This window comes from Streptomyces sp. CT34 (assembly GCF_000805335.1).
Lineage (GTDB): Bacteria > Actinomycetota > Actinomycetes > Streptomycetales > Streptomycetaceae > Streptomyces.
In genome coordinates this window covers 695923-712312 of sequence record NZ_KN708638.1, presented here as the reverse complement: position 1 = coordinate 712312, position 16390 = coordinate 695923, and the positions used below count along the sequence as shown (strand labels likewise).

Here is a 16390-nt window from a genome sequence, read left to right as displayed (position 1 = left end):
CGACCAGACAGCAATGCACAACCGTGTGTTGTGCGTATAGCGTGGCGGGCGTGGATCTCGATGTTGTGCGTACCTTCGTGGCCGTCGCGGACGCGGGGCGGTTCCAGGACGCTGCCGCCGAACTGTCGATCACCCAGCAGGCCGTCTCCAAACGCATCGCCACGCTGGAGAAGAGCCTCGGCGTGCGGCTGTTCACCCGCACCGCGCGAGGCGCGACGCTCACCATCGACGGACAGGCGTTCCTGCCCCACGCCCGCGATCTCCTGCGGGCCGAAGAGCGGGCGGTCGCCTCCGTTCGTCCCGGCCGCCGCGCGCTGCGCGTCGACGTGATCGGCCGGCGGCTCGCCCCGGCCGACCTGCTGCGCGACTTCCATCGCGCGCATCCCGAGGTCGAGCTCGATGTCGTGACGCTCTTCGACGCCGACGCGGCCGTCAACGCCATCCGGTCCGGCACCATCGACGCGTCCTTCCGCGCCGTCACCATGCCCGGCCGGCAGCTCCCCGACGACATCGGGGCCGCCCGGGTCCTCGACGAGCCGATCCAGTTCCTCACCGGGCCGGCCCACGAGCTCGCCGCGGCCCGCGCGGTCACGCCCGCCGAGCTCGTCGGGCACCGGATCTGGATGCCCGGCATCGTTCCCGGAACCGAGTGGGGGGCTTACTACGACGCCCTCGCCGCCGCGTTCGGGCTCACCATCGAGATCACCGGCCCCGACTTCGGCACCGAGCCGCTGCTGGACACCATCGCCGACTCCCGGTCACTGGCGACCTTCGTCGGCGAGCAGACCCGCTTCGCCTGGCCCGCCGACCACGGCCTGCGGCGCGTCGCCGTGCGGAATCCGACACCGGTCTACCCGCACTCACTGCTGTGGCACCGCGACAACGCGCACCCGGGACTCGCCGCGCTCCGCGACCACCTCCACTCCGGGCGGCGCGACCACTCCGACGCCGGGAGCTGGACGCCCGCATGGGCATAGCGGTCGGGACCACCGCGCTCCCGGCGCCCGGAAGTTGATGATGTTGATGGAATCAGTTGGCTTGGTGGGATTTGTGGGGATGTACGGGCGTGGGAGGGGCGAAGCGCGCGCCGGCGCCCGCCGCTGTGAACGCCGGACCGGCCGGACCCGCCAGTCCCGCCGGTCCCGCCAGTCCCGCCGGTCCCCGAGCCGGACTCTCGTCCGGGGGAAATTGCCGAAAAGTGCCTCCCGGTAGCCCGGTTGAGCAGCAACGATGCCATGGTGAATCGTGATCACCATCGTGCCGTGAACCGTCGCCGGGCCTTCCGGGTCGGTCTGGCCACCCTCAGCATGCTCTCGTTGTCGTCCGTACTGCCCGCTGCCGCGCAGCCGGCCAACTCCTCTGCCCCCACGTCGCGTTCCGTGCGTCCGTTGACCGCGGCCGAAGCGCGCACCGCCGCCTATCTGGAGTCCGTTCGCCAGGACCCGGCGCGGCTGCGCGGCTTCTTCCGGCATCTGCCGAAGGGCGGTGACCTGCACAACCACCTCTCCGGCGCAGTCCCCACCGAGTACCTGATCACGCTCGCCGCCCAGGACGGACTGTGCATCGACGAAAAGACGATGACGGCGGTCGAGGCGCCGTGCGGGCCCGGCAAGCGGCCGGCCGCCGACGCCCGGACCGACCGGTCCTTCCACGACGCCTTGATGCGTGCCTGGTCCATGGAGGACTTCCCGGCGGGACAGTCCGGGCACGACCACTTCTTCGACGCGTTCGGCAAGTTCGGTGAGGTGACCTGGCGCCATCGCGGCAAGCTGCTGTCGAAGGTCGCCGACGACATCGTCGGGCAGAACCAGTTCTACCTGGAGACGTTGGTCACGCCCGCCTCCGATCAGGCCAAGAAGGTTGCCGACCAGGTCGGTTGGAACGGCGACTTCGACCGTATGCACAAGGCCCTGGTCGCCGACGGCAAGCTGGACCGCCTGGTGGCCACCGCCCGCAAGGAAGCCGACGACGCCGACGCCGAGTTCCGTACGGCCTCCCGCTGCGGTACCTCCCACCCCGCCCCGGGCTGCCGCCTGACCGTGCGCTGGAACTCCCAGGTCTCCCGCGGCAGCAGTCCCGAGCGGGTCTTCACACAGATGGAACTGGGCATGCGCCTGGCCGAGCGGGACGGCCGGTTCACCGCGGTCAACCTCGTCCAGCCCGAGGACGGCGAAAGCGCCCTGCGCAACTACTCCCTCCAGATGCGGATGCTCGCCTATCTGCACCGCACGTATCCGCGCGCCCACATCACCCTGCACGCGGGCGAGTTGTGGCCGGGCCTGGCCAAGCCGAAAGACCTGAAGTTCCACATCAACGAGGCCGTCGACGTCGCCCACGCCGAACGTATCGGTCACGGCGTCGACCTCGTCCACGAGGACAACTGGCGGCAACTGGCACGGACCATGGCCGACCGCCAGGTGGCCGTCGAGGTCCCCTTCACCAGTAACGCCCAGATCCTCGGCGTGAAGGGAGCAGAGCACCCCTTCACGACCTACCGCGCGTACGGGGTGCCGATCGTGCTGGCCACCGACGACCCCGGTATCTCCCGCATCGACATCTCCCACGAGTACCGGTACGCGTCCACGACGTACGGTCTCGGCTACGGCGAACTGAAGGACCTGGCCCGCGCCTCGCTGCAGTACTCCTTCCTGCCCGGCCGCAGCCTGTGGCAGGGCAACCCGACCCGGTACGGCTACCACCCGGTCGCCGCCTGCCGCGGACAGCTCCCCGGCAGCGGAACCCCCGGTGCCACCTGCCGCCGCCTGCTCGCGTCCAGCCCCAAGGCGGCCGTCGAGTGGCGGCAGGAGACCGCCTTCACCTCCTTCGAGCGGAAGTTCACCACTCACCGGTGACCACTCACCGGTGGCCTCTTCCCGGTCACCGCTGACGCCGACCGCTGTCCCATTCCCGGCCTCGGCGCCCCGTGCACGTCTCACGCACGGGGCGCCGAGGCCGTGCGCTGCGGTACCGGTGTACTGGTCCCGACCGGCCGCGCGAGCCCGATCGCCGCTCCCGACCGGCCGCACGGCACGGGTCTACAGGCGCGGCGTGGGCAGGACCTCGAAGCCGCCGCCCAGCCGTCCCGGCTCCTCGTCCCGTACCTCGACCTTCTCCACGGCCGCGGCCGGTGGCCCCTGGTGTGCCCAGTCGACCATCTGCGCGACGCGGCCTTCGTCTCCTTCGAAGACCGCCTCGACATTCCCATCGGGCAGGTTGCGCACCCACCCCGAGACGCCGTGCTCAAGGGCGGTTTGACGGCAGGTGTCCCGGAAGAAGACGCCCTGCACCCGTCCGGACACGATCACGTGCTTCCTCACCATGGGCAGACTGTAGATCAACGGGCCGGGCCGGGGGACGATCGTCGCGTCCGGCACGCCCCTCGCCAACCCCTGGGTGTGGTTGAGGGCCTGGGCGTGGCACGCTCCAGGCCCTCAGGTGGCCCGGTGACGTGCGTCACTTCCCACCCATCACTCCGGTCATCACTCCTGTGTGGTCACCGGCTTCACGTGTTTGGCGTAGGCCGCGTCGAGGTCCCGGACCTCGACGGAGGCATGGACCGTGAGGCCCGTGGCCGCCGCCGTGTGGGTGCGTACCAGGTCGAGGACGGCCTGGCTCAGTAGCGTCTTGGTTTCCGTGGTGCGGCCCGGGAGGATCGCGAAATCCACGTGGATCAGGGCCTGTTGGGGTTCGCCGTGGGCGATGACGACGTCGTCGACGCAGCGGAAACGAGTCTTGCAGCTCTCGACGGTGATGCCGTCGACCGTCTTCGCGGCGAGCGCGTGCAGTTCGTGAGCGAAGCGGCGGCGGTCCAGGACCTCCCGCAGCGTCGCGTCGTGGTCGATGAGTATGTGCGGCATAGGGTTTCCTCCCGGAGCGTCGAACCAGCAGGCGGATGCGGACAGTCACCGTCCGGCAGACGCCCGATGCCACTCTGACACCGACCACTGAAGGAGAGCCACTTGCCCGCGGAGAAGGACCTGGACAAGCTGCTCGCTGATATGCGACCGGAGTTGAACCCAGGGGAGTACGTGTTCACCGTGGCTCCCGATGGTCGTGTCCGGCCGGACATCCGTCCCGTCGTCACCGTCGCCGAGGAGGAGGGACTGACGCTCGTCCTGCCCAGGCAGGAGGCCGACCGGGCCGGTCTCGCCTACGACTACATCGCCGGCTGGGTGACACTGCGTGTGCACTCGGCCCTGGATGCCGTCGGCCTCACCGCGGCCGTCGCCGAGGCGCTGACGCAGGCCGGTATCAGCTGCAACGTGGTCGCCGGCTTCCACCATGACCACCTGTTCGTTCCCCACGACGCCACCGCCCGCACCCTCGCCGTACTGGAGGAGCTGACCGAGTGCGGACGGCGAACTGGTGCCCCGGATTCCGGCGGCGCGTGATTCTGGCGGCGTGTGATTCCGGAGGCGTGTGACCCTGGCGGCGGGGACGCTCCAGCTGCGGACGTGTCGGCCGCCGACCGGCGGAACCGCTCCAGGGCCCCGTCAGCTCAACGGTGTTCCGCGTAATACCGCACCAGCGGTTGAAGGGATATGCCGGGCTACGAGCATGGCCACCGGTATGTCGCTCCGGCGAGGTTCCTTCATTCTTCCCACAACCGGGCCGGGCGATGAATCGTGGACGGCGGGACCGACGGAGGATCGCATCCACGTCGGCCGTGACACCAGCCTGTGCAACCCTCCTCTCCACCATGCCCAACCACATACGCCATCGGACACCGCTGCCGTCGTTCGCCGCCGGCCGCAGCCGTGTGTCAGAGCTGTGTGGAACACTCACGTCGCCGTTCGAGCCAAGGGTCGAACAAGTGCTGAACAAGTCCTACATCAAGGGGGATTGGACTTCATGGGCGTGAGCATCTCCTTCATCAGCGCGACAATGGAGGAGCTGGACAGGGCGGAGAACGACCCGAGTTGGGCTGGTGAATACATCTACGAGTTGTACGACAGCGACGACCTCTCGATGCCGGATCGCCCTCACGGCGGCCCGGACAAGGCGTGGGCCGGCCTCCAGTTTCTGCTCGACGAGACGGACGTGGAAATCGAGTTCCTGATGGACGGGTTTCAGATCCTGGAGGACGGCACCCTGTTCGGGTGGTCGGCGGAGCAAATCGGGAGCTTGGCAAGGCAGCTGCGGGCGACCCCGTGGGAGCGGTTGGCGGTGCACTATGACCCGGAGCAGATGATGACGGAGGAGGTGTACCCCAACACCTGGAGGTTCGATCCGGAGGGCGAGCTGGATTGGCTCGAGCGCTCCTACGAGGAACTCGTCACATTCTTCATAGAGGCGGCGGAGAGCGGATATGGGGCGTTCATGAGCTTCAGTTTTTGAGCTGAGCTTTCGCGCGTTCGGGATTAGCCGCCCCGTCCCCTTTCGGTAGGCCGGGGATCAACCGTGCGACGTCCCCTGCACGGGACCTCTGGTCACGGGTGAGGGAAAGCCTGCCGGACCTGGCTGTGGCCCGGCAGGCTGTGCCCTGCCCGCTCTGGCTCGACCGGCGGAACCTGGACCGGCTCGGCTGTCGGACGTTCCGGAGGGAGTGCCGCTCCGCCCCGGAAGACAGCCCTGGTGTGCCGGCACGAAGCGTCCGAGAGGGGTATGGCCGGGGTCAGCGAATCTGGACAGAAGTAGGCCGTGGCAACGAATGTGCCCAGGTTCTACGCCGCCGACGAAATGAGAGACCGCCGCGCTGTGCCTCGATCAAACGGCCGCCGGCCACAGCCGGAACTTGCCGGTGTACACACCGAACTGGGACGTCCGGTTCCCGGTCGGCAGGACGCCAATCGCCTTCCAGATCAGGTAACTTGACGGGAAGTTAGTGCAGTACTCGGGACCGTGAACAGGGCGGACAGCTGTGTTCAATGGCAATGTCCGAACACGAAAGATCAAGCTTTGATCGTGTGGCGCGAACGGTGGTCGAAGGGATCGCTGGAAATATTCCGCCGTGCCTTCAGGTCTGCGCATTCATCCCGCCGCCCATCCGATCGGGCATCCCGGCGGTACCAGAGAACCAGAGAAAGTCAGCCGGAAACTTTCCAGGGAAAGTAATATTCCGGCAATGACTCTTTGCGTATCCGTAAACGCTTTCTAATCTTAGGCAGATTTTCCAGCAAGCCCTGGGCTTTTTTGAAAGGCGCCGCATGGTAAGCATTGGCGAGTTTGCTCCCCAGAAGGCACGTGACCCCAGCTCTCTCCGCCGGGATGTGGGACTGATCGGGTTGATGTGGGCCTCGGTGGGCTCGATCATCGGATCCGGTTGGCTCTACGGCGCCCAGAAGGCCGTCGTGGTGGCAGGCCCGGCCGCGGTGATCTCCTGGGGCATCGGCGCGGTCGCGATCGTGCTGCTGGCACTGGTGCATGCCGAGCTCGGTGGCCTCTTCCCGGTCGCCGGTGGCACGGCCCGCTATCCGCACTACGCCTTCGGCGGCCTGGCCGGCATGTCCTTCGGCTGGTTCTCCTGGCTCCAGGCGGCGACGGTGGCGCCCATCGAGGTCGAGGCCATGATCGGCTACGCCGGCCACTGGTCATGGGCCAAGGGATTCCAACACGCGAACGGGACCCTGACACCGAGCGGTTTCGTTGTCGCTCTCGTGCTCATGGCGATCTTCGTCGCAGTGAACTTCCTCGGTGTGAAGGTGCTCACACACACCAACAGTGCCGCGACGTGGTGGAAGATCGCCGTACCCCTCGGGGCGATCTTCGTCATCGCGGCGACCAACTTCCATCCGCACAACTTCACCTCGCACGGTTTCGCGCCGTTCGGTGCCAAGGGTGTGTTGAGCGCGATCAGCACCAGTGGCATCATCTTCGCGCTGCTGGGCTTCGAGCAGGCCATTCAGTTGGCGGGGGAGAGCCGCAACCCCAAGCGTGATCTGCCGCGCGCCACCATCGGCTCGGTGGTGATCGGTGCGGTGATCTACACCGCGCTCCAGGTCGTCTACATCGGCGCCCTGCCGCTGGCCTCCTTCGCCCACGGCTGGGCCAAGCTCGACTACGCCGGCATCAGCGGCCCCTGGGCCGGACTGGCCACCGTGGTCGGCCTGGGCTGGCTGGGCTGGGTCCTGTACGCCGACGCCATCATCTCCCCCGGCGGCACCGGCCTGATCTACACCACCTCCACCTCCCGTATCTCCTACGGCCTGAGCAAGAACGGCTACGCACCCCGGCTCTTCGAGAGGACCGACGGCCGCGGCGTACCGTGGTTCGGCCTGATCATCTCCTTCGTGACCGGCGTGATCTGCTTCCTGCCCTTCCCCAGCTGGCAGCAACTCGTCTCCTTCATCACCTCCGCCAGCGTCCTGATGTACGCCGGCGCCCCGCTGGCCTTCGGAGTGTTCCGCCGGCGGCTGGCCAACCACGAGCGTCCCTACCGCCTCCCCGGCGGCAATGTGCTCTCCCCGCTGTCGTTCGTCGTCGCGAGCCTGATCATCTACTGGGCCGGCTGGGACACCCTCCAGCGGCTCGGCTGGGCGATCATCATCGGCTACGTCCTGCTCGGCAGCTACGCCGCCTATGCCACGAAGAGGCAGCTGCCGAACGCGCCGAGGTTGGACTGGAAGGCCGCGCAGTGGCTCCCGGTCTACCTGATCGGTATGGGGGTCATTTCCTGGCAGGGTGGCTTCGGTGGTAAGGGCCACATCCCGCTCTGGTGGGACATGGCGATCGTCGCGCTGTTCTCCGTCGGCATCTACTACTGGGCCCGGGCCACTGCCGTCCCGGCCGAGGCCATCGAGCAGAACATCGAGGAGGTGGCGGTCGTCAACGAGGGCGGCCACTGAGCCCAACCCCACGTCCCGCGACCTGGCCTCCCGGCCCGGCCGACCCGTACCCGGGTCCCTGGCCGACGACGTCGTGCCAGACATGGAGGCCATGGTCCATACGCACGCGGGCCCCGTCCGGGCGAATTCCAGGGGTCGTTGCAACACCGTGGTGAGTTGATCAAGCCGCGATCAGTTTAGACAGACGCTCGGCTGGGGTTTCCCAGTCGAGCGTCTTGCGTGGGCGGCTGTTCAGCTCGGCGGCGACGGCGTCCAGCTCCTCGCGGGTGTGCCGGGGCAGGTCGGTGCCCTTGGGGAACTACTGCCGCAGCAGGCCGTTGGAGTTTTCGTTGGAGCAGCGCTGCCAGGGGCTGGCCGGGTCGCAGAAGTAGACCGGGATGTCGGACGTGACGGTGAAGTGGTGGTGGTAGGCTATCTCTGTGCCCTGGTCCCAGGTCAGCGACCGCATCAGATGAGGCGGAAGGGTTTGGACGGTCTCCACCAGTGCCGTGCGGACGGCAGCGGCTGAGTGCCCGCGGGGAAGATGGACGAGCATCAGGTAGCGCGTGCTGCGTTCGACCAGCGTCGCGATGGCGGAGCGGTTGTTGCTGCCGATGATGAGGTCGCCTTCCCAGTGGCCGGGAACGGCGCGGTCGGCGACCTCGGCAGGCCGATCGCTGATCATGACCATCGGGTGCGGGAACCGCTGCCTACGGCTCGCCGCCTGCCGGTGGGGCCGGCGCATGGCGCGTCCGGTTCGCAGAGCGCGGGTCAGTTCCCGCTTCAGCTCACCGCGGCCCTGGACATAGAGGGCCTGGTAGATCGTCTCGTGGACCACGTGCATCTCCGGCGGGTCGGGGAAGCGCCTGCGCAGAGCGTGGCAGATCTGCTCAGGACTCCACCGCCTGGTGAGGTGGTCCTGGACGAAGTCCCGCAGCTCAGGGTTCTGCCCGATCTTGCCTGTCTTGGGCCGTGGCCTGTGCTGGTCCGTGCGGCGCTGGGCGGCGTGCGGCCGGTAGTACCAGCGGCCGTCGGACAGCACCGTCCGGTTGCGGCGGACCTCCCGGCTCCCCGACACCGACCCGCACGACTATGAGGCGACCGCCGCCGACGCGCGCACGGTGGCCGGTACCGGGTACGCGATCGTCAACGGCATCGGCTATGACGCCTGGGCCGACAAGTTGTTCGCCGCCAACCCCGGCAGCGGGCGTACCGAGTTGAAGGTCGGCGACCTGGTCGGTGTGAAGCCGGGCGGCAATCCGCACCGTTGGTACTCGCCGGCCGATGTCCACCAGGTCATCGAGCAGATCGCCGAGGACTACAAGAAGGCCGACCCGGCCGACGCCGCCTACTTCGGGCGGCGCAAGACCGACTTCGAGACCAGGGACCTGGCTTCGTACAGCACGCTCATATCGGAGATCAAGGGCAAGTACCACGGCACGCCCGTCGGTGCTTCGGAATCCATCGTCACCCCCCTTGTCCAGGGCCTGGGGCTGAAGATGCTCACCCCGGAGACCTTCCTCCACGCGATGAGCGAGGGCACCGACCCCACGGCCAAGGACAAGGCCACCATCGACCACCAGATCAAGAACAAGCAGATCAGGATCTACGTCTACAACTCCCAGAACTCCACGCCGGATGTCCAGGCACAGGTCAAGGAGGCCAAGGACGCGGGCATCCCCGTGGCCACCGTCACCGAGACCCTGGCTCCCGCCATCGCGACCTTCCGGCAGTGGCAGACCGCCCAACTTCAGGGAATCCGGCAGGCCCTGGCAAAGGCCGCCGGGCGGTGAGTCGGGTGATGAACCCGGGAGCCGGGGTGCACGTGGCCGGCGGCCACGCCTCCGGAGTCGGCGCCGTGCCGGTGCTGGAACCGCGCGACGCCGCCGTGCGGGTGGGCGGCCGGGTCCTGTGGTCCGGTGTGAACCTCACCGTCGGCGCGGGCGAGTTCACCGCGGTCCTCGGGCCGAACGGAGTCGGCAAGTCCACGCTGATCAAGGTGCTGCTCGGTGCCGTACCGGTCGCCGGGGGCGAGGTGCGGGTCCTCGGCGCCCGACCCGGCCAGGCCGGCCACCGCATCGGATACGAACAGCAACGGCTGCTCATCGCCCAGGCCCTCGTGTGCCGTCCCCGACTGCTGCTGCTGGACGAGCCGTTGGACAGTCTCGACCTGTCCCACCAGGGTGGGTGGCCGCGTTGATCGGGCGCATCTGCCATCAGGAAGGCGTGGCCGTGGTGATGGTGGCCCATGACGTGAATCCGATACTGCATCACCTCGACACGGTGGTGTACGTGGCCGCGGGCGGATCCGCCACCGGCAGTCCGCAGGAGGTCATCACCTTCGCCACCCTGACCGGGCTCTACGGGACGCCGATCGAGGTGCTGCGTTCCTCCGACGGGCAACTGGTCGTGGTGGGACGTCCGGAGAGGGCGGGGGAGTGCCCTGCTGCCGACTGATGCCACTGCGCCGCCCGTGTCAGGGCGGTATGTGGGCAGCAAGCAGGGTCGGTCCGCTCCGGTTCGGGGCAGTCAACTTCATTCAGGGGTCCCCATGGTGGTAACCGCCGCTGAGTACCCACGTCGTCCGGGGCGGTGTTGGTGCACACCCCGGTTGCGTTCGATGCGCTGGGAATCCTGGACGAGTTCCCCGCAGGTGACCAGGAGAAGTACGCGCTGTTCCGGGAGAGGCCGGACACCCAGCGACTCGACCTTCAGCACCGCGCCTTCACCAAGCACGATCTGCGGCATGCCGGCATCCACGTCATCGAGATCACAGGCGACGAACTGGTCAGGGGACGCGGGGGACCCCGCTGCATGTCCCGGCCCGTCCACCGCATGCTCGCCACTGCCCAGAAGCTCCGGGGAGCGAGTGACGGAAGGTGTAGTGGGTCGTGGAAGACGCAGCGGCTGACGGAAGACGCAGCGGCTGACGGAAGACGCGGCGACTGACAGAAGACGCGGCGACTGGCGGAAGACGTCCACGACGTCGAGACTTGACCCATCGCCTGTCTCCCCAAGTCGCATTCCGGTTGGCGACGTGGAGATTCACGCTCGGAACTGAGCGCCGACCCGAGTGCCGAAGTACGGGTAGGGCCACGTCCCAAGGGGAACGTGGCCCTACCCGTAACGCGGTTGTACGAGGTCAGAGTGCCGCGTACGTGCCTCGCCCAGGACGCGTCACCAGCTTCTGCTGCTTCGCCACCCGATCGAGGGTGTTGCGAACAGACTCGATCTGCCCGGGAGTTGCCTCCCGCCCCAGGGCTTCATTGATCTCCCTGGCGCGCAGCGGCCCGTTCGCCTTCTGGAGCACCTTCAGCGCGGCCTCCAGGAGCCCTCCTGCGCCCTCGGCGGCCGACCGGGCCGGGGCGGCCTTCTTCGAAGCCGCCTTCCTGGCCCGGGCCGTTGCCGGTACAGCGGCCTTCTTCGCCGTGGCCTTCTTGGCGGTGCGCTTCTTCGCCGTAGCGGCCTTGGCGCGCGGCGTCGCCGCGCGCGGCGACGGTACGGTCGCTGCCGCGGCGCCTGCGGGCTCCGCCACGGGCTCGGGAGCGGCAGGGGCATCGAGCCCGGGGGAGTCCTGTCCGGCGCCGTGACCTGCCGGTTCCACCGACGCCGGTGCCGCCGCAGCGGCATCCGTCTCGACCGTGGTGGGCGCGGGCTGCTCAACAGGAGCGGCGGCGCCAGTCAGCACCCGCAGGTGCTCCAGGGCGTGACGTGCAGAGGTGACGCGCTGGACCACGTCGTTGAGTTCGCCGCGCAGCTGCTTTTCCTGTGCCTCCAGTTCCGGCAGTGCGCTTTCGAGGTTTTCGATGGTCTGGTGGAGAAGTGGGTCAATCATGCGCTTCCTAACCTCCCAGTAATGGGCGCGATCGCCAGTCACCGTACCGCTCCTTTGGCTGCAAGGCACGAGTCAGGTCAGTCAGTCTTGCGCCGCGACACTGCCTGCCGAGGGGTTCGGGGCCGTGTTTCCTCAGGTCGTCGGCCAATTCAAGCAGATGGTTGACGAGCAACACACATGCGGGTCTGTGGTGGTTGAGGGCTTGACGAGGCCAGGCGTCACGCCACGAGGCGACCGGCGTTCGCCTCGCCTGCCGCGCCTGCCACTACTCGGGTTCCGGCGGCCGAGCGTGCGCTTCCCGCACGAGTTGCTCGGTGAAGGGGTGGCGTGAGTCGTGGACGAGGCTCGTAACCCACCGCGTGAAAACCCCAAGGCACTGGCGCAAGTAGCGTGGTTGAAGAGGCCATCACGCCGGCGCACTGCCTGCCGGCGCAGCCGAAGCCGGCGCGTGCCCTGCCGCGGCCGGCACCCACGGCAGGGCAGAGCTCTGCGTCAGAGAGTCCGCGGGACGCGCCAACAGGGGGGACGGGATCACCGACCGGTCCGACTGCCTCCGACAGCGAAGCCAAGGGCCAGCCCGGCCCCAGACCGCGCCAACGAACCAACCACGGTGAACTGCGCCAACGTCTCCAGGAGCGGGAATAACCGCACCTCGCCCCACCTTGTGCCAACTGGCAACATTCGCAACACTGACTCAGGGGAAGAGGACTACGTGACCGCGACCATGCCGCTGTTCCACGTCGAGCGTGGAGAGGGTACGCCGCTGATCATGGTGCATGGGTACACCGTGGACCATCGGCTTCTGCTGCCGCTGGAGGCGGTGTTCGACGGTCGTCCCGGTTGGCGCCGGATCTATGTCGACCTGCCCGGTCACGGCCGCTCACCACGGCTGAACGGTCGTGTCACCGCCGGGGCGGTCGCCGGGGCGCTGCTGGACTTCATCGACGCGACGACGCACGGCGAGCCGTTCGCAGTGCTGGGGCAGTCCTTCGGCGGCCAGATGGTCCGGCATGTACTGGCCGAGCGCCGAGACCGGGTGCAGGGGATGGCGCTCCTCGCGCCGTTGGTTCTGCCGCACGGCGAGCGGAGTCTTCCCGAACACCAGGCACTGGAACGCGACGAGGAGTTGCTGGCCTCGCTCCCGCCGGAGGACCGCGCCGACTTTCTCGGTGTCGGCGTATGGCAGAACCGCGGCGGTTGGGAGGCGTTCCGCGAACATGTTCTGCCGGGCCTGCGCGCCTGCCACCGCGAGGATGCCGCGGAGTTGCTGAAGAACTACCTGCTGCCGATTCGACCCGAGGAGCGGATCGCTACGGACGACCGCCCGCATTTGCTCCTGACGGGGCGTCAAGACGGGCAGGTAGGCTGGCGCGACCAGATGGACCTGCTGCTGCCGCACTACCCACGGATGACGTCGGTCACGCTCGGCGGCGCGGGGCACAACCTCCACCTGGACCGCCCCGCCCAGGCACATGCGCTACTGGGCGCATGGCTCGACGAACTGGCGGACCACCGCTGACCGGCCGCAACACCCGCTGCGGCGCATGTTTTTCCCCACGGAGGCAGCGGCCTGGAGGCGGAAGCCGGCGGTGTCCCGGCACGAATCGTCCGCAGTGCTGGAGCACGTCGACCGAGGCGGAAGGCGAGTCGCCCAGGCACCGGGGACGCCGGCCTGCGACTGTGTCTCCCACACTCAGCCGGTCGAAGTCCCCTGGTGGAAGTACATCCGCCAGCCCGTCTCCGTCAGACGCCACAAGGAACTGCGCCATGACCGGCGGCCCCGGTGGTCGGCGAGGTACGTCAGGTGGACGATGCCTGGGGCAAGGACGACACCGGACATGTCGCTGACCTTCACCGGACGGTCCGGGGATACGGTTCCGGCACTCGTCACCGAGAGGATCGACTCCACATCCCATCGGCGCCCAGAAGCCCCGATCTCGGTGAACTCCGGGTCCAGAAGCTCCAGAACACGGGCCGGGCAGGCACGGACCTCAGGGTCGAGAAGCCGCAACTCCCGGTCGATGGCCGCTTGTATCGCCTGCGCACTCTCATCCGTCATGCGGGAACCCTACGCAGACCGCATCCGAGGGGACAGCGAATTGCTTCCGCCACCGCTGGGCGCGGCACCCAATTCTTGCGGGGCGCTCGAAGGGTCGTGCCGGGGTCGGCACGGGTATGTGACTGACGCCGGCGGAGTACCTGGCACCGATGGAGGATTGCGGCGCTCGTGGAATCCGGAGCGCTCGTCGCCGACGGACCGGTCATCGCCGACGGTGGGTGGTATGCACTCGCCACCAAGGTAGAACGAGCCTGATCTGTACTGGCACGCCGTTGTGTTCAGAGGTTGTCGAGAGTCCGCGGTGACGTTCGTGCACAGTAGGGAGATGGGCGCATCAGTGGGTTCTCGACCACCGGGTCGCAATGGATCGTGCCTTGCGGTGACTGACTGGCTGAGTGGCTGACCGATCGACCGGCTCGCTGACTGAGTGGTGGTCATCTCGGTGACAAGTCGGCGGCGGGGTCTGGCCTCGCCGCCGCTCGATGGTGGGGTGTGGGCTGCTGTTGCGGGCTGTGCGTCGCGCTGCGGATTGCTGAGGCTAGCGCCGGAGCAGGGCGCGGGCTGCCTGGGCGATGTGGGGGTGGGAAATGCCGGCGGCGTCGAGGAGTTCGTCGGTGGTGCCGGAGCCCGGTAGGCCGGTGGCGGCGAGGTGGGTGAAGGCGGGGTGGTTGCCGGTGGCGGCGAGTGCGGAGAGAACGGCTTCTCCGATGCCGCCTTCGGGGTGGTGGTCCTCGACGACGATCAGGGCGCCGGTGTCCTGGGCGGCGCGGACCAGGGTGTCGGCGTCGATGGGCTTGACGGAGTAGAGGTCGATGACGCGGGCCTGGATGCCGTCGGCGGCGAGGTGTTCGGCGGCGGCGAGGCATTCGTGGAGGGTGACGCCGGCGCCGAGGAGGGCGACCTGGTCGTGCTCGCTGTGGCGGAGGGTCTTGGAGCCGCCTACGGGGAAGGTTTCGTCGCTGCCGTAGAGGACGGGGTAGGCGCCGCGGGTGGTGCGCAGGTAGCAGATGCCGTCGAGGTCGGCCATGGTGGCGGTCAGGGCGGCCGCGGAGGTGGCGTCGCTGGGGTAGAGGACGGTGGAGCCGCGGATGGCACGCATCATGGCGAGGTCTTCGAGGCCCATCTGGGAAGGGCCGTCGGCGCCGATCTCGACTCCGCTGTGGGTGCCGCACAGCGCCATGGTGATCTGGGAGACGGAGGCCATGCGGATGAAGTCGTGGGCGCGGGTGAGGAAGGCGGCGAAGGTGGTGGCGTAGGGGCGGTAGCCGCGGACGGCCATGCCGACGGCGTCGGCGATCATCTGCTGTTCGGCGATGTAGGTCTGGAAGTACCGCTCGGGGTGGGCCTTTTCGAAGTCTTCGGCGTGGGTGGAGTTGCCGACCTCGGCGTCCAGGGCGACCACGTCCGGGCGGGCGCCGAGGGCGGCCAGGGCGCCTCCGTAGGCGACGCGGGTGGCGACCTTGTCGCCGACCTCGAAGCGGGGCAGCTCGACGGGACCGGCGGTGGGGACGGGGGCGGGCGTGGTGGCGGGTGGCCGGGGGCCGCGCACACGCAGGTCACGGACGCCGCCCAGTTCCGCGACGGCGCGGTCGGCCATGTCCTCGGGAAGGGCCTTGCCGTGCCAGCCCTCCTTGTCGGCCACCTCCGTTACGCCGTGGCCCTTGACGGTCCTGGCGACGACGACCGTGGGGGCCTGTCCGTCGGCGGCGGTGGTGAGGGCCTGGTCGATCGCTTGGAGGTCGTGTCCGTCGATCACGAGCGCGCGGCAGCCGAACGCCTCGATGCGGCGGGCGTAGGCGCCGGTGTCCCATTCCAGCTCGGTGGGGCCGCTCTGCCCGAGGCGGTTGACGTCGATGACGGCGGTGAAGTTGGCCAGCCGGTGGTGGCCGGCCTTGTCGAGGGCCTCCCACACGGACCCTTCGGTCATCTCGCTGTCCCCGCACAGCACCCACACCCGGTAGGGCTGCTTCTCCAGGTCCCGGCCGGCCAGCGCGATGCCGACGCCGTAGCCGATGCCCTGGCCCAGGGAACCGGTGGCGACGTCCACCCAGGGCAGCACGGGGGTGGGGTGGCCCTGCAGGCGGTGGCCGAAACGGCGGTAGGTCGTCATCAACTCGTCGTCGCTGACGGCGCCGGCCGCCTTGAACATCGCGTACAGCAGGGGCGAGGCATGTCCCTTGGAGAAGACCAGGTGGTCGCCCGCGGGGTTGTCGGGTGCGTCCCAGTCGTAGTGCAGGTGGCGGGTCATGAGGACCGCCATCAGGTCGGCCGCGGACAGGCTTGAGGTGGGGTGCCCGGAGCCGACCGCGGTGCTGGCGCGCACCGAGTCCACCCGCAGCTGCTGCGCGAGTTCGAAGATCTGGGGCAGGTCGCTTTCGGGCCCGAGGATGGTGGTCTGCGTTGCGGTCATGGTGAGGGCCTTTCGTGGACGGCCGGAGGGCGCCGGGTGAGGGCCGCCGGTTCGGGGTGGCCGAATCACCGTCCGGGCAGGGTATCCGCCCCTTGGCCGGTGATCAGGCAGGACGGCCCTGGGCGGTGTGTTCGAACGCGGCGGCGAGCTTTGCGCACTTGGCACCGTCGGGCGGGTGGGGGGACCGGAGGGCGGATGGCCAGGCAGTGGCGGCCGGACATCGAACCGGTGGCGCGCCTTGATCTCTCCGAGGGCGGCAGGGCGGGCCTACCGAGGCCAGGCGCCGCCTCGTCGGCGGTTTCGGCGAAGTGGTCGCCGGCGCA

At 68.6% G+C, this 16390-nt stretch carries 14 protein-coding genes and 2 pseudogenes; 10 read left to right on the top strand and 6 right to left on the bottom strand.

Annotated features, from left to right (window positions below; all coding sequences use genetic code 11):
- Positions 1-50 precede the first annotated feature (50 nt).
- Complete coding sequence (locus tag RZ84_RS03130; protein WP_043268996.1) at positions 51-977, top strand: LysR family transcriptional regulator; 927 nt, start codon at positions 51-53, stop codon at positions 975-977.
- A 330-nt stretch (positions 978-1307) separates the two neighbouring features.
- On the top strand, positions 1308-2852 hold the full coding sequence (locus tag RZ84_RS03125) for an adenosine deaminase family protein (RefSeq protein ID WP_241778004.1): 1545 nt from the start codon (positions 1308-1310) through the stop codon (positions 2850-2852).
- A gap of 183 nt (positions 2853-3035) precedes the next feature.
- On the opposite strand, the gene RZ84_RS03120 is transcribed toward RZ84_RS03125, so the two are convergent.
- Both RZ84_RS03120 and RZ84_RS03115 read right to left on the bottom strand, forming a co-directional pair.
- Positions 3036-3320: an acylphosphatase gene (locus tag RZ84_RS03120; protein WP_107068219.1), complete on the bottom strand. Its 285-nt coding sequence runs from the start codon at positions 3318-3320 to the stop codon at positions 3036-3038.
- 159 nt (positions 3321-3479) lie between these two features.
- Positions 3480-3857 carry a 5-carboxymethyl-2-hydroxymuconate Delta-isomerase gene (locus RZ84_RS03115; RefSeq protein ID WP_043262998.1) on the bottom strand — a complete coding sequence of 126 codons (378 nt, stop codon included), beginning with the start codon at positions 3855-3857 and terminating at the stop codon, positions 3480-3482.
- A 102-nt stretch (positions 3858-3959) separates the two neighbouring features.
- On the opposite strand from RZ84_RS03115, the gene RZ84_RS03110 reads away from it, so the two are divergent.
- The 3 genes from RZ84_RS03110 to RZ84_RS03100 all read left to right on the top strand — a co-directional run bounded on the left by RZ84_RS03110 (position 3960) and on the right by RZ84_RS03100 (position 7784).
- Positions 3960-4391: an ACT domain-containing protein gene (locus RZ84_RS03110; RefSeq protein ID WP_043262997.1), complete on the top strand. Its 432-nt coding sequence runs from the start codon at positions 3960-3962 to the stop codon at positions 4389-4391.
- A gap of 460 nt (positions 4392-4851) precedes the next feature.
- A complete protein-coding gene (locus tag RZ84_RS03105) occupies positions 4852-5337 on the top strand; it encodes a YfbM family protein (RefSeq protein WP_043262996.1) in 486 nt (161 codons plus the stop codon).
- Between the two features lie 809 nt (positions 5338-6146).
- On the top strand, positions 6147-7784 hold the full coding sequence (locus RZ84_RS03100) for an APC family permease (RefSeq protein WP_043262995.1): 1638 nt from the start codon (positions 6147-6149) through the stop codon (positions 7782-7784).
- A 160-nt stretch (positions 7785-7944) separates the two neighbouring features.
- Here RZ84_RS03100 and RZ84_RS03095 read toward each other — a convergent pair.
- A pseudogene (locus RZ84_RS03095) lies at positions 7945-8832 on the bottom strand (IS30 family transposase); the annotation flags it as partial.
- On the opposite strand from RZ84_RS03095, the gene RZ84_RS03090 reads away from it, so the two are divergent.
- The 4 genes and pseudogenes from RZ84_RS03090 to RZ84_RS42235 all read left to right on the top strand — a co-directional run.
- Positions 8813-9556, top strand: a complete 744-nt coding sequence (locus RZ84_RS03090; protein WP_078893542.1) for a metal ABC transporter solute-binding protein, Zn/Mn family — start codon at positions 8813-8815, stop codon at positions 9554-9556. The pseudogene RZ84_RS03095 and the gene RZ84_RS03090 overlap by 20 nt on opposite strands.
- 8 nt (positions 9557-9564) lie before the next feature.
- A complete protein-coding gene (locus RZ84_RS40485) occupies positions 9565-9963 on the top strand; it encodes an ATP-binding cassette domain-containing protein (RefSeq protein ID WP_241777534.1) in 399 nt (132 codons plus the stop codon).
- Positions 9964-10016: 53 nt separating this feature from the next.
- Entirely contained in the window at positions 10017-10220 is a 204-nt protein-coding gene (locus RZ84_RS40480; RefSeq protein WP_241777533.1) for a hypothetical protein, read from the top strand.
- A 135-nt stretch (positions 10221-10355) separates the two neighbouring features.
- Positions 10356-10598: pseudogene (locus RZ84_RS42235) on the top strand (arginine deiminase family protein); the annotation flags it as partial.
- Between the two features lie 307 nt (positions 10599-10905).
- Here RZ84_RS42235 and RZ84_RS03075 read toward each other — a convergent pair.
- Entirely contained in the window at positions 10906-11598 is a 693-nt protein-coding gene (locus RZ84_RS03075) for a hypothetical protein (RefSeq protein WP_043262992.1), read from the bottom strand.
- A gap of 610 nt (positions 11599-12208) precedes the next feature.
- Here RZ84_RS03075 and RZ84_RS03070 point away from each other — a divergent pair.
- Positions 12209-13117: an alpha/beta fold hydrolase gene (locus tag RZ84_RS03070; RefSeq protein ID WP_157878757.1), complete on the top strand. Its 909-nt coding sequence runs from the start codon at positions 12209-12211 to the stop codon at positions 13115-13117.
- 174 nt (positions 13118-13291) lie between these two features.
- Here RZ84_RS03070 and RZ84_RS03065 read toward each other — a convergent pair whose 3' ends face one another.
- Positions 13292-13657 (bottom strand): nuclear transport factor 2 family protein, encoded by a 366-nt coding sequence (locus RZ84_RS03065; RefSeq protein WP_043262991.1) that lies wholly within the window; start codon positions 13655-13657, stop codon positions 13292-13294.
- A gap of 538 nt (positions 13658-14195) precedes the next feature.
- Complete coding sequence (locus tag RZ84_RS03060; RefSeq protein WP_043262990.1) at positions 14196-16067, bottom strand: transketolase; 1872 nt, start codon at positions 16065-16067, stop codon at positions 14196-14198.
- Between the last annotated feature and the right edge of the window lie 323 nt (positions 16068-16390).

Excerpts from the sequence above, each read along its gene's own strand:
- RZ84_RS03120 (WP_107068219.1), bottom strand. The coding sequence starts at position 3,320 with ATGGTGAGGAAGCACGTGATCGTGTCCGGACGGGTGCAGGGCGTCTTC.
- RZ84_RS03100 (WP_043262995.1), top strand. The coding sequence starts at position 6,147 with ATGGTAAGCATTGGCGAGTTTGCTCCCCAGAAGGCACGTGACCCCAGC.
- RZ84_RS03125 (WP_241778004.1), top strand. The coding sequence starts at position 1,308 with ATGCTCTCGTTGTCGTCCGTACTGCCCGCTGCCGCGCAGCCGGCCAAC.
- RZ84_RS40485 (WP_241777534.1), top strand. The coding sequence starts at position 9,565 with ATGAACCCGGGAGCCGGGGTGCACGTGGCCGGCGGCCACGCCTCCGGA.
- RZ84_RS03105 (WP_043262996.1), top strand. The coding sequence starts at position 4,852 with ATGGGCGTGAGCATCTCCTTCATCAGCGCGACAATGGAGGAGCTGGAC.
- RZ84_RS03075 (WP_043262992.1), bottom strand. The coding sequence starts at position 11,598 with ATGATTGACCCACTTCTCCACCAGACCATCGAAAACCTCGAAAGCGCA.
- RZ84_RS03065 (WP_043262991.1), bottom strand. The coding sequence starts at position 13,657 with ATGACGGATGAGAGTGCGCAGGCGATACAAGCGGCCATCGACCGGGAG.
- RZ84_RS03060 (WP_043262990.1), bottom strand. The coding sequence starts at position 16,067 with ATGACCGCAACGCAGACCACCATCCTCGGGCCCGAAAGCGACCTGCCC.
- RZ84_RS03115 (WP_043262998.1), bottom strand. The coding sequence starts at position 3,857 with ATGCCGCACATACTCATCGACCACGACGCGACGCTGCGGGAGGTCCTG.